General features: G+C 63.9%; 9 protein-coding genes. 3 read left to right on the plus strand and 6 right to left on the minus strand.

The features are described 5' to 3' along the window. Positions 1-46 precede the first annotated feature (46 nt). Positions 47-3,154: a transglycosylase domain-containing protein gene (locus FBY03_RS21085; protein WP_147174310.1), complete on the plus strand. Its 3,108-nt coding sequence runs from the start codon at positions 47-49 to the stop codon at positions 3,152-3,154. A gap of 124 nt (positions 3,155-3,278) precedes the next feature. Here FBY03_RS21085 and FBY03_RS21090 read toward each other — a convergent pair whose 3' ends face one another. Then, on the minus strand, positions 3,279-3,920 hold the full coding sequence (locus FBY03_RS21090) for an FMN-dependent NADH-azoreductase (protein ID WP_147174311.1): 642 nt from the start codon (positions 3,918-3,920) through the stop codon (positions 3,279-3,281). 136 nt (positions 3,921-4,056) lie between these two features. Here FBY03_RS21090 and FBY03_RS21095 point away from each other — a divergent pair, with 136 nt between their 5' ends. Beyond that, complete coding sequence (locus FBY03_RS21095) at positions 4,057-4,944, plus strand: LysR substrate-binding domain-containing protein (RefSeq protein ID WP_147174312.1); 888 nt, start codon at positions 4,057-4,059, stop codon at positions 4,942-4,944. Positions 4,945-5,050: 106 nt separating this feature from the next. On the opposite strand, the gene FBY03_RS21100 is transcribed toward FBY03_RS21095, so the two are convergent. Then, a complete protein-coding gene (locus FBY03_RS21100; protein ID WP_147174313.1) occupies positions 5,051-6,685 on the minus strand; it encodes a BCCT family transporter in 1,635 nt (544 codons plus the stop codon). Between the two features lie 581 nt (positions 6,686-7,266). Beyond that, entirely contained in the window at positions 7,267-7,485 is a 219-nt protein-coding gene (locus tag FBY03_RS21105) for a VF530 family DNA-binding protein (protein WP_147174314.1), read from the minus strand. Positions 7,486-7,731: 246 nt separating this feature from the next. Here FBY03_RS21105 and FBY03_RS21110 point away from each other — a divergent pair, with 246 nt between their 5' ends. Beyond that, positions 7,732-8,385, plus strand: coding sequence for a peroxiredoxin (locus tag FBY03_RS21110; protein WP_147174315.1), 654 nt, complete (start codon positions 7,732-7,734; stop codon positions 8,383-8,385). A gap of 130 nt (positions 8,386-8,515) precedes the next feature. On the opposite strand, the gene FBY03_RS21115 is transcribed toward FBY03_RS21110, so the two are convergent. The 3 genes from FBY03_RS21115 to FBY03_RS21125 form a co-directional block, all read right to left on the minus strand. Next, complete coding sequence (locus FBY03_RS21115) at positions 8,516-10,069, minus strand: BCCT family transporter (RefSeq protein WP_147174316.1); 1,554 nt, start codon at positions 10,067-10,069, stop codon at positions 8,516-8,518. 316 nt (positions 10,070-10,385) lie between these two features. Next, positions 10,386-11,633: a Xaa-Pro peptidase family protein gene (locus FBY03_RS21120; protein WP_147174317.1), complete on the minus strand. Its 1,248-nt coding sequence runs from the start codon at positions 11,631-11,633 to the stop codon at positions 10,386-10,388. A 49-nt stretch (positions 11,634-11,682) separates the two neighbouring features. After that, positions 11,683-12,972, minus strand: coding sequence for an MFS transporter (locus FBY03_RS21125; protein ID WP_256678012.1), 1,290 nt, complete (start codon positions 12,970-12,972; stop codon positions 11,683-11,685). Positions 12,973-13,022 lie beyond the last annotated feature (50 nt).

Raw genomic sequence — 13,022 nt, forward strand, 5'->3', positions numbered from 1 at the left:
CTACGCTTGTGTAAACGTTGCCGCGACTTAGCCAGGCAGAGCGACCATGGGTGCATTACACCAATCCGATACAGAAAAGACTGCCGCGCCCTCGAGCAGCCGGCCGGTGGTTTTCCTAAAACCGGCCAAGCCGCGTAGCAAGCGGTGGACGCTGTTCTGGCTGCTGTTGGCGTTCGTTCTGGTGGCAGGCGCCTTGTTACTCGCCTACGAGCTGCGCAGCGCCCATTTCCAGGCTCAGGAAATCAGCCGCTATGCCAGTCGCTTGAGCTACAGCGTCGAGCCTGGTCCCAGCCCTGCGATCATCTACCCCACAAGCGGCCCCTTCGATAAACGCCAAGGCTATGCCTACCTGCCCTCGATGCTCGAACGCCTGATGCAGCGCGACTACAGCATCCTGCAACAAGCGCGCTTCTCCCCGGCGTTGATCGACTACAGCCTGCGCGGCTTCTTCCCCCCCTACCCGGAAAAAATCCAGGCGGGCTTGAGCATCAGCGACTGCCGTGGCACGCCCTTCTACCAGTTCCGCTACCCCCAGCAGTATTACCCGAGCTTCAGCGCCATCCCGCCCCTGGTGGTCGGCAGCCTGCTGTTCATCGAGAACCGCCACCTGCTCGACCCCGAACCGGCACAGGCCAACCCGGCGGTGGACTGGCCGCGCTTCGCCATCGCCGCCTGGTCGCAGGTCGGCAAGGTACTGGATGTCCAGGATCAGTCCGCTGGCGGCAGCACGCTGGCCACCCAGCTGGAGAAATACCGGCATTCGCCGGGCGGCTTAACCTCTTCCGCCTCGGAAAAACTGCGCCAGATGGTTTCCGCCAGCGTGCGCGCCTATCAAGGCGGGCCACTGACGCAGACGGCGCGGGAAAACATCGTGCGCGACTACCTCAACAGCGTGCCGCTCTCCGCCGCACCTGGGCATGGCGAGGTGAATGGCCTGGCCGATGGTTTGCGCATTTGGTACGGCGCCGACTTCGCCGAGGTCAACCGCCTGCTCGACCCCAGCCGCTCGCCCGAGGCGAGCAATGCCGAGCGCGGCCTGGCCCTGCGTCAGGTGCTGTCATTTATGATCGCCCAACGGCGACCGTCCTATTACCTGGCCCAGGGCCGGGACGAGCTGGATGACTTGATCGACAGCCATATCCGCCTGCTGGCGGGCGGCGGCTTGATCGATACGCCGCTGCGCGACGCGGCCCTGGCCAGCCAACTGCGTTATCGCAACTGGGAGCTGCAGCCGAACCTGCAAACGGTCGATGGCAACAAAGGCATCAGCGTGGCCCGCTCGCGCCTCTCCGGGCTGCTGAACATGCCGCTGTATGACCTCGACCGCCTCGACCTGAGCGCCAGCACCACCCTGAATAACCAGCTGCAACAAACGGTCACCGACTACCTGCAGCGCCTCGCCGACCCAACCTTTGCCGAACAGATAGGCCTGTTCGGTGAGCGCCTGCTGTCAGCGGAGAAGACCGCCGATGTACGCTACAGCTTCACCCTGATCGAGCGTACGCCGGATGGCAGCCGGGTACGCGTGCAAACCGACAGCACCGATCAGCCGTTCGACATCAACGAAGGCAGCAAGCTGGAGCTCGGCTCCACCGCCAAGCTGCGGGTGCTGTCCACCTACCTGGAAATCATCGCCGAACTGCATCAGCGCTACAGCGGGCAAACCGCCGCAGACCTGCGCAACGTGGAGGTCGCCGAGCAGGATTACCTGACGCGCTGGGCTATCGATTTTTTACTCGCCAACCCCGAGAGCAGCCTGCCGGCCATGCTCGAAGCCGCGCTGGAGCGCAAGTATTCGGCCAGCCCCTATGAGCGCTTCTTCACCGGCGGCGGGCTGCACAGCTTTGCCAACTTCCGCAAAGAAGACAACGGCCGCATCCCGACCCTGCGCGAAGCGCTGCGCGAGTCGATCAACCTGCCGTTCATCCGCCTGATGCGTGATCTGGTGCGCTACAGCACCTACCAGGCCCCGGGCAACAGCGCCGAGCTGCTGAAGGACGACAAGGACCCGCGGCGCCAGGTCTACCTCAGCCGCTTTGCCGACCGCGAAGGCAAGACCTTCCTCCTGCGCTTCTGGCGCAAGTACCGGGGCCAGCCGGCCGCGCAGCGCCTCGAGACCTTTCTCAGCGGCCTGCGCGCCACCCCGATTCGCCTCGCCGCGGTGCACCGCTACCTGATGCCGGAAGCCGATGAAGCGACCCTGGCCGCCTTCCTGCACACTCAGTTGCCGCAGGCGAAGCTCACCGACAAGCGCATCACCCAGCTCTACCTGGACTACGGCCCCGGTGCCTACAGCCTGCCCGATCAGGGCTACATCGCCCGCGCTCACCCGCTGGAACTGTGGCTGCTCGGCTACCTGCTGGAGAATCCACAGGCCACCTTCACCGATGCCGTCACCGCCAGCCACGACCAGCGCCAGGAAGTCTACGGCTGGCTGTTCCGAAGCAGGCACAAGAGCGCCCGCGACAGCCGGTTGCGCATCATGCTGGAGGTCGAAGCCTTCCTCGACATCCACAGTCGCTGGCAACGCCTCGGTTATCCCTTCGAGTACCTGGTGCCCTCGCTGGCTACCGCCATCGGCAGTTCCGGCGACCGCCCGGCCGCGCTGGCCGAACTGATGGGCATCATCCTCAACGATGGCGTGCGCCAACCGACCCTGCGCATCGACAGCCTGCACTTCGCCGCCGACACGCCTTACGACACCCTGGTGGGGCGCAAGGCTCTCGCTGGCAAACGAGTAATGGCCTCGGAAGTGGCGGCGGCTTTGCGCGGCGCCCTCTCGCAAGTGGTCGAAGGCGGCACCGCGCGGCGCCTGCAAGGCAGCTTCAGCCTGGCCGACGGCCGCCAACTGACCCTCGGCGGCAAGACCGGCACCGGCGACAACCGCGTCGAAACCGTCGGTCGCGGCGGCCAGGTGCTCAGCTCGCGGGCGATCAACCGCACCGCCACCTTCGTCTTCTACCTCGGCCCACGGCACTACGGCACGCTCACCGCCTTCGTCCCCGGCCAGGCGGCGGAGGGTTTCACCTTCACCTCGGCGCTGCCGGTGCAGGTGCTCAAGGGTATGGCGCCGATCCTCGCGCCTTATCTGGAGCCGGGCAATAACAGCCAGTGCCAGGCGCCGTTGGCACCGGTGCAGGCCAGCTGGCGGTAACGGCTGGCCGCCTCTGTCTGCGCTCACGTGAACGCGGCGACTCGCTCTGCCACAGCACTCCTGAGTTCCCTCTCAAGGCAACCCAGCAGGCGACGCTAGGCAATTGCTTCACGCCAAGCTCGCCTCACCTCAGCTGCGCGGCCAGTGCCCGCAGTTGCCGCTCGGCTGCCACACAGGACGCCTGAAAAGCCTGGCTATCGGACTCCTCGCCTTCTGCCGCCACCACACTGATGTCCTCGATGCCAATGAAGCCGAGCGCCGTGCGCAACAGGGGATCGGCATGGTTGAACGCGGCGTTGGCACCCTCGGGGCCGAAGCCATGGCCACCGCGGCTGGTGACGATCAGCGCGCGCTTGCCGCGCACCAGCGGCTGGTACTGCGCCACGCCATTGTCCTCAATGATGTCGAAGGTGCGCCCCATGCGCACGATCTGGTCGATCCAGGCCTTGAGCCCGCTGGGAATGCTGAAGTTGTACATCGGTGCGGAAATCACCAGCAGGTCGTGACCCAACACCTCATCCACCAGCACATCGCTCAAGGCCAGATCGGCCTGCATGGACAGCGGTCGTGACTCTGGCTGAGGGTAGAAGGCGGCCGCCACGAAGGCCTCGTTGACATGCGGAATGAACCCTCGGCCCACCTCGCGCCGGGTCAGTTCGGCCTCAGGGTGAGCGGCCAGACAAGCGTCTAGAAAAACCTCTGTCAGGCGCCGCGAATGCGAGCGCTCTCCCCGTGGACTGCCGTGCACTGCAAGAATTCTGTTCATCTGTTAGTCATTTCCCGAGATACACTCAGATAGCCAGGCTGGCTCTCTGCTACGGGATAAAGCTATGCATACAGAGGCGCCAGAACAAATGAGAAGTAGTTATTCTGGATGACCTGAACTCATCCATGGAGCCAAGATGTTCGCATCCCTGCCCCTCAACGCCCTGCGCGCCTTCGAGTCGGCCGCCCGCCACCTGAGCTTCAAGGCCGCGGCGGCGGAGCTGGCGGTGACGCCAACCGCGATCTCACACCAAATCCGCTCGCTGGAAACCTGGCTCGGCGCCCCTCTGTTCGAGCGCCTACCGCGCCGAGTGCGCCTGACCGACGGCGGCGAGCGTCTGTTCCGCAGCCTGCATGGCGCCCTGCTGGAAGTGGCGCAGAGCGTCGACACCCTGCGCCCACAACGCAGCGCCGGCCACCTGACGATCTCCACCACGCCGGCCTTCGCGGCGCTCTGGCTGGTGCCTCGGCTCGGACGCTTCTATGCCGCGCAACCGAACATCAAGCTGCGCCTGGACACCAACTGCGCCGTCATCGACCTGCACCAGGATGCCAGCGTCGACCTGGCCATCCGCTACGGCTTCGAGCCCGCCGGCGACCTCCACGGCATCCGCCTGTTCGAGGAACACTTCGGGGTCTATGGCTCGCCGGCGCAAGTGGCGCGAGCCCAGCAACAGACGCCGACGCCGACGCTGATCAGCGTGCTCTGGCACAATTCCGAGCTCTACTCGCTAGGTTGGCAGGCGTGGTGCGAGCAGGCCGGCGAAGACTGGCTGCAGAACGCGGCAACCATCCGCGAGTACGACGACGAACACTATGCGTTACAGGCGGCGATTGCCGGTCAGGGCCTGGTGCTGGCCAGTTCGATCCTGGTTTCAGAAAGCCTGAGCAGCGGCCTGTTGCAGCCCTATCGGCCGCAGGTCTGCGTGCCCGGCGCCGGCTACAGTGTGCTGTGCGTGCCAGGACGCGAACGTCATCCGCCGGTCAAAGCGTTCTTCGACTGGTTAAGCCGGGAGACCGGCTGAACACCTGCGCCGGTGCCAGCACTCGCCTAACGCACCGTGACCACTCGCAAAAAAAAAAACCGCCACTTCAGGATCAGTGACGGCTTTTCGGGTGTTTCAGCGAGACTCAGCCAAGCGTCGGCTCATAGTCATCGGCGCTGTTCAGCGTCAGGCTCTTGGCCGGTTCGGCCAACAGCGTACGGTGCAGGGCCATGGCCATCAGGATCAGGATCACCGCGATCGGCAGCGCAGCGCAGATACTCGCCGTCTGCACGCTCTTCAGGCCGCCGGACCACAGCAATCCCGCCGCGATGGCACCGACCATCAGGCCCCAGGCCACTCGGCTGGCCGTCGGCGGGTTAAGACTGCCACGCGCCGCCAGGGTGCTGACCACCAGGGTGCCGGAGTCCGCCGAGGTGACGAAGTAGGTGACGATCAGCAACGAAGCCAGTGCACTGAGCAGGCCACCGATACCGACCCCGGCCGACTGCTCGATCTTGTCGAACAGGGTGAACAGCGAGTTGGTCGCGTCCGCCTTGGTTGCCAGCAGCACCTCGCCGCCCTTGAACTCGGCCGCTTCGCCCTGCAGCGCCTGGCTCTCCACCTGCGCCTGGTGGGCGACCCGATCGGCCTTCTCGTAATTCAGTGCGGCGCCACCGAAGGTACCGATCCAGACGAAGCTGAACAGCACCGGAATGATCAGCGAACCCATCACCAGCTGGCGGATGGTGCGGCCACGCGAGATGCGCGCGATAAAGGTGCCGACAAAGGGCGCCCAAGTCAGCCACCAGGCCCAGTAGAACGCGGTCCACCAGTTCTGCCAGCCCGCGTCTTTCTGTGCGTCGCTCCACAGGCTCATGCCGATCACGCTCTGCGCGTAGCCGGAGGTGCCCTCGAGGATGGTGTTGAGGATGTAACGGGTCGGACCGAACGCCATGACGGCGGCCAGGATCAACAGGGACAGCGCCATGTTCCACAGCGACAGCAGCTTGATGCCGCGATCCACGCCGGACACCACCGACATGATGGCTATCAGGGAAATGCTCAGGATCAGCAGCATCTTCACGCCGATGCCGGCCTCATAACCGGTCAGGGTCTTGATCCCGGTGGTCATCTGCTCGACGCCGAGGCCGAAGGACGTGGCGATACCGAACGCCGTCACCACCACGATCAGGATATCGAAGATGGCGCCCAGCCAGCCGTTCATCCGTGCCTCGCCAAACAGCGGGACCAGGGTCGAGCGGATGGACAACGGCTTGCCTTTGCGGAAGGAGAAATAGGCCAGGCACAGGGCCGGCATCAGGTACAGGGCCCAGGCGTGCATGCCCCAATGGAAGAAGGTGACGCGCATCGCCGACTCGGCCGCTTCGTCGGTCAGCGCCGTGGCGCTGAAGGGGTTGCCGGCGTAATGCCACATCGGCTCGGCCACCGACCAGAACAGCAGCCCGATGCCCATACCGGCACTGAACAACATCGACAGCCAGGAGGTGGTGCTGAACTCCGGTTTTTCACCGTCGCGGCCCAGGGTGATATTGCCGTAACGGCTCATCATCAAATACAGCAGATACACCAGCACGCCCGAGGCCATCGCCAGGTAGAACCACTTGAAGTTCAGCAGAATACTGGTGGAGAGTTCGCCGAATATGGCACCGGCTTGGTCGCCCATGACGCCGCAGAAGGCGACAAAAGCCACGATTATAAAGGTCGAAACCAAGGTTATCCGGGCGTCGACGCCCCGCCATAACCCACTGGAATTACTCATATCATTTTCTCCATTGTTGTAGTCGATATGTATCACTGCACGCTCGGCCAACGGCGAGTCACCGGCAACTTCGTATTAATCTCCAAGTTATATTTGCGGCCCAAGAATTCTCCAACGCGGGACCTTTGACAAATGATTTATCCGAGCAGGATTAGTGAGTTATTGTCATTAATCCACCGACTACTTCGGCGAGCGCCGCACTGTACTAACAGCCCATGTAGTTGCACTTTTCTTTAGCTAAGCCGAGGCCCCCGGCATCGACGCATAACGTCGAACCGTAAGTATCGCGAGGCTAACTAAGGGAAATCCATTCCAGGACAGAACAGGTTATTTCTGCGCGGCTGACTATAGGGTCGCGAAACACCCCCGCAGCGTTCTCTGGGCGTCATGCACGAGCCCATCCGCGCCATGGACACTGATTTTAGTGGCGGGCCGTCTCGGTAAAAACCCTCCGCGACGCAGGCAGGGCGAGAGGTGTGCGCGATGGTCGATCCAGACAGCGGGTTCGGCGCGAGGTAAGCGCCTTGGCCGCGAACGTGCCGATGCTTTGCTGCGCCTCGCTGGAGGTGGCGCGCGCAAGCTCAGCCCTTGTGCATCTGCAGGTACAGCGCCTCGACCTTCTCCCGCGCCCAGGGGGTCTTGCGCAGAAAGGTCAGGCTCGACTTGATGCTCGGGTCGCTCTTGAAGCAGCGGATATCAATCAAGCGGGCCAGGCCGTCCCAACCGTAGTGAGCCACCAGTTCGCTGAGGATGGTTTGCAGGGTCACGCCATGCAGGGGGTTGTTCGGGTGTTGAGTCATAAGCGCCTTAACTGTTGCCGCAACGCGGGAGTCGATGGGCCGGCACCTTAGCCGAGTGCAACGCACGGGGGAAGCCTGGGCCAGCCAGACAGCGGCTCCCGACCAGGCGCACCCCTACCCCGCTCGCGGCGCTCTTCCAGCGCCTACACTGAATGATTACCGCAAGGCCACAGCTGCACCAGCCGGGCCGCACCAGCGGACAGTCACTCCCAAAACCGCGAGGCATCACCCGCAAGGAGGTTGCACATGACCATTCGTATTGGCGACGAAGCGCCGGACTTCAGCGCCGCAAGCACCGAAGGCACCCTGCAGTTTCATGACTGGATCGGCGACAGCTGGGCCATCCTGTTCTCCCACCCGAAGGACTTCACCCCGGTGTGCACCACCGAGCTCGGCTACATGGCCAAACTCAAGCCGGAGTTCGACAAGCGCAACACCAAGATCCTCGGCCTCAGCGTCGACCCGGTCAGCAACCATAAGGCCTGGGCCGCCGACATTCAGGAGACTCAGGGCCATGCGGTCAATTACCCGATGATCGGCGATGAAGACCTCAAGGTGGCCAAGCTCTACGACATGATTCACCCGAACGCCAGCGGCGGCCCGCGCACCGCCGTGGACAACGCCACGGTGCGCTCGGTGTTCATCATCGGCCCGGACAAGAAGGTCAAGGCCATGCTGGTCTATCCGATGAGCGCCGGGCGCAACTTCGACGAGGTACTGCGCCTGCTGGACTCCCTGCAGTTGAATGCCAAGCACACGGTGGCGACCCCGGTGAACTGGAAGCCGGGCGAGGACGTGATCATCCCCACCTCGGTGTCCGACGAGGAAGCCCAGCGCAAGTACCCCGGGGGGTTCAAGACGCTGAAGCCCTACCTGCGCACGGTGGCGCAGCCCAAGTAGCCAGTTGGGCGCAACGTAAAAAAGCCGACCCACACCCTGAGGCGTGGGTCGGCAAAGGTCAGGCAAGCATTTCGCCGGGCCTGGCCGGCAAGCGCAGCAGGCGCACCGGCCAGCGTCGAGGCGAGTCCGCTTAGCCGCGTGGCTCCTGGCTCAGCGCCTTGAGAAAGCCGATCATCAAGAACAGCATCAGCGCCATGAACGGCAAGCCCATGGCCACGGCCCCGGCCTGAATGCCTTTGAGCGCCGTATCGCCGCCAATCACGAACAGCGTGATGGTCACCAGGGCAATCATCACCAGCCACAGCACGCGCTGCACCGGCGAGGTGTCCGGGTCGCCACCCGCCGCCAGGTTGTCGACCACCAGGGCGCCGGAGTCCATGGAAGTGACCATGAAGATGACCAGCAGAATAACCACCAGCACCGAGGTGACGGCCGCCAGCGGCAGCACTTCGAGGAACTGGAAGATCGCCATGTTGACGTCCGCCAGACCGGCCGCCAGCGCACCAGTGCCGTCAATGACCTGAGCAATGGCGCCGCCACCGAAGGCGCTGAACCAGAAGATCGCCACTATGGTCGGCACCACCATTACCACCCCGACCATCTGCCGCAGGCTGCGGCCCCGGGAGACGCGGGCGACGAACACCCCGACCAACGGACCCCAGGTGCACCACCAGGCCCAATAGAAAACGGTCCAGCCCTGGAACCAGTCCTGATCCGGACGGTTGACCCAGTTGGCCAACGGCAGGAAGAACTCGGCAAAGTCGACAGTGGTATCCAGCACGCCCGAGAAGAAACTCAGCACGCCGATCCCCGCGACCACCAACAGGAACAGGCCCAGCGCCAGCAGCATGTTGATATTGCTCAGTAGCTTGACCCCGGCATCCATGCCGCGCCACAGCGAGAGTCCGGCCACGCCGGTGACCACCAGGATGAACAGCAGCTGCAGGCCGAAGGAGTTGGCAATGCCCAGCACATGCGAGATCCCGGCGGTCGCCTGCATGGCGCCGAGGCCCAGCGAGGTGGCCAGGCCGAACACCGTCAGCACCACGGTGAAGGTATCCACCAGTTGCCCGGGCAGGCCCTTGTGCGCCTTGCCAATCAGCGGCTGCAGGCCGGAACTGAGGGAGAACGGCAGACCCTTGTTGTAGGCAAAGAAGCCCACCACCAGCGCACTGGTCAGGTAGATCGCCCAGGGATGAAAACCCCAGTGAAAGATGGTCGAACCCATGGCCGCATGCAGCGCTTCAGGGGTCTGCTTGGGTACGTTGAGCGGGGTTTTCCACCATTCGGTGTATTGCGCCACCGGCTCCGCCACGCCCCAGTACAGCAGGCCGACGCCCATCCCGGCGGCGAACAGCATGGAAAACCAGGACAGGGTACTGAACTCGGGCTTGGCGTCTTTACCGCCCAGGCGGATCTTGCCGAACGGCGACAGCGCCAGGCCGGCGCAGAACAGCACGGCCAGGTTGCCCATGATCATGATGAACCAGTCGCAGTTCTTCAGGATCCAGCCCTTGGTGCCCTCCAGGGCCTGGCCGAAGGCCGCGGGGTCATTCAGGGCCAGCAACACCAGGGCCAGCACGATAGAGAATGAAGCAGGAAAAATAACCCGATGGAAGTTCAAACCCATTATCTGGATATTGAAATTCCGGGGCACTGAAGCATCGGCAGCAATGTCTTTCACGCAAGGGTCCTCACTGTATTGTTTTTGTAGTCATGCCAATCACGGCTAGCACTTTAAAAACGTAAAACGCTGGCCAGCCGAATTGAACAGATGAGTGATGGTCGGGTAGCTAAGCGCTCGTCACAAATCATTTTATGTGCGGCATTAATGACTTTTGATCATCCATACGCGCAACTAACAACCGCATTATTAACAGGCGCTGGCGCGGGTCATACCTGCCGCTATTAACGCCTGTTAATCCGCACTTCAAACTGACCACCGAGTTATTTTTATTGTGTTATATCCACCCCCTCAGCGCCGGTACGCCCTCGACTGCTCATAGCCAATCGTCCTGCCAGGGGTAGTTCGACAGTGCCTGACAACCATCGCGGGTGATCAGCACCTGTTGTTCGAGCTTGATGCCTTCCTTGCCGCCGCGCTCGCCGATGTAACTCTCGACGCAGAGCACCATGTTTTCCTCGATGATCCCGTCGTAACCGCTGCTGTCCCAGTCCGCGCCCTTGTGCGCCAGGGCCGGATACTCGTCGGCCAGGCCGACGCCATGCACCACGCAGCAGTAGCGGTTGTGCTGGTAGGGCTGGGGAATGTCCCAGGCGCGCTGGACGAACTCGCGCTGACTGATGCCGGGGCGCAGCAGGTCCATGTTGTGATGCACCTGCTCGAAGGCCAGGGCATACAGCTTGCGTTGCTCGGCGGTGGGCGCGACGTGGCCGACGGTCCAGGCCCGCGAGATGTCGGCGCAGTAGCCGTAGGGGCCGATCAGGTCGGTGTCGAACGAGACGATTTCACCTTGCTGCATCACCCGCTCGCTGGACTCCTGCATCCAGGGGTTGGTGCGCGGCCCGGAGGCCAGCAGGCGGGTCTCGATCCACTCGCCGCCGTGGCGGATGTTCTCGAAGTGCAGCCAGGCCCACAGCTGGTTCTCGCTCATGCCCGGGCGCTGCTCGTCGTGCATACGCTGGATGCCTTTCTCGCACACGGCGATGGTCCAGCGCATCAGCTCCAGTTCGGCGGCGGACTTAATCTTGCGCGCCTCCTCCATCAGGCTGTGGCCCTCGACCAGGGTCAGGCCCTGCGCCTGCAACAGTTCGAGCCCCTCGAAATCAGCCTTGTCCACCGCCAGCCGGGCGCCTGCACCGGCGTGCTGCTGCAGCAGCTCGACGATTTCCGCGGCCCACAGCTTGGCCTTCTCGGAGATCCGCGAGCCGGCGCCGAAGTAACTCCAGCTCACCGCATGGCGGATCTCGTCGAGCAGGCCGTTGCCCTGGTGCAGGTGCTCGCAGTTGTGGAACTCGAAGAGGATCACCGGGCCCGTGGCGAACACCAGGGCGTAGCGGGCGAAGTTGTGCAGCGTCCACACCTGCATGTTTGAGGTGTCGGTGGCGTAGCGGATGTTCACCGGGTCGTAGAGCAGGATCGCCGCGCAATCGGCGGCCAACAGTTGCTCGCGCACCCGCTGCAGGCGATAGGTGCGCGCCGCCTCCAGGGTCTGGGCGCTGACCGGGTTGCGCAACGGCTGGTTAGCGGACTCGCCGCTCGGGTACTTATTCTTGTTGTCGAACATGACTGGGCTTCCACTTAGGTGAGTTCAGGCACAAAGAAACGCAACGTGCTCAACCGCCCCGCGGCTCGCACGCCGCGAGCGGCTCGCCGGGGCTAGTCGTGCCGACCAGCGGTGCGGCTGGCTCCACCGCAGCCGGCAGCGTCGCGCAGGCCAGGCCAACCGGGGTGGCCTGGTGATGCAGCGGCGCATCCTCCTGCAAGTGCGCGCCGCTGACCTTGCCCTGCCCCACCGCCAGGGCCAGCAGTGCGGCGCAGGCGGCAGAGAACAGATACAGGCTGGATGCACCGAAGTGCTCCATCAGCGCGCCGGCCAGCAACGGGCCGATAGCGGCGCCGACGCCGTAGGTCACCAGCAACAGGCCGGCCAGGGACACGCGCAGTTCGGCTTCGATATTGTCGTTGGCCAGGGCCACGCCCAGCGGATACAGGCAGAACTGCAGAAAACCGATGCAGGCGCCAACCAGCAGCAGGACGCCGAAGGACGGTTGCTCAGAGAAACCCAGCGGCAGGCAGGCGAGGACCAGCAGCACCGCCACGCCGCGGATCAGGCTGGCCCGCGGCAAGCGGTCGGACAGCCAGCCCAGCGGCAGCTGGGCGAGCAGGCCGGCGCCGATGATCATCGCCATGAACTGGCCGACCTCGGTGGTATCCAGGCCCTGGCGACTGGCATAGATGGCCGCCAGGCCGAAGAAGGCGCTGTAGATCATCCCAGCCATCAACACGGTGACCAGCGACTGCGGCACCCGCTGGATAAACAACCTGATATCCACAGGCGCCGGCTGCAGCGCCGCCGGGTGCATGCTGCGGGTCAGGGCCACCGGCACCAGGCACAGGGCAAAGGCCATGGCCACGCCGAGCAGCGCGTGGATGCCCAGATCGCCCTTCCAGCTCAGGGCCAGTTGGCCGAGCACCATGCCGACGTATATCGCCACCATGTAGATGCCCAGCACCTTGCCGCGCTGGTCGCTGCGGGCGCGGTCGTTGAGCCAGCTTTCCAGCACCATCAGCTGGCACATCATCGCCAGGCCGACCAACGCGCGCAGCAATAGCCAGAGCGGCAAGGCACTGCTGAATTCGTGGGCCAATACGGCGGCGGAAATCACCCCGCCACAGGCGACATAGGTGCGGATATGTCCGACCCGCTGGATCAGCACCCGCCCGACCTTTCCGCCGGCCACCATGCCCAGGGCGTTGGCAGCCATCAGCGCGCCACCCCAGAATTCGGCCACCCCGTCGGCGCTCAGGCGCAGGGCCAGGTAGGTCATCAGCAGGGTCGAACCCAGCTGCATCAACAGGCTGGCCAGGTACAGGGCGCCGAAGGTCTTAGTCAGTCCTAGCATGCGTGGCTCCTTGGCCAGAATGAAGAAAGCCGCCGCTCCCGGCTAGGGAA

This window comes from Pseudomonas sp. SJZ079 (genome assembly GCF_007993865.1).
Lineage (GTDB): Bacteria > Pseudomonadota > Gammaproteobacteria > Pseudomonadales > Pseudomonadaceae > Aquipseudomonas.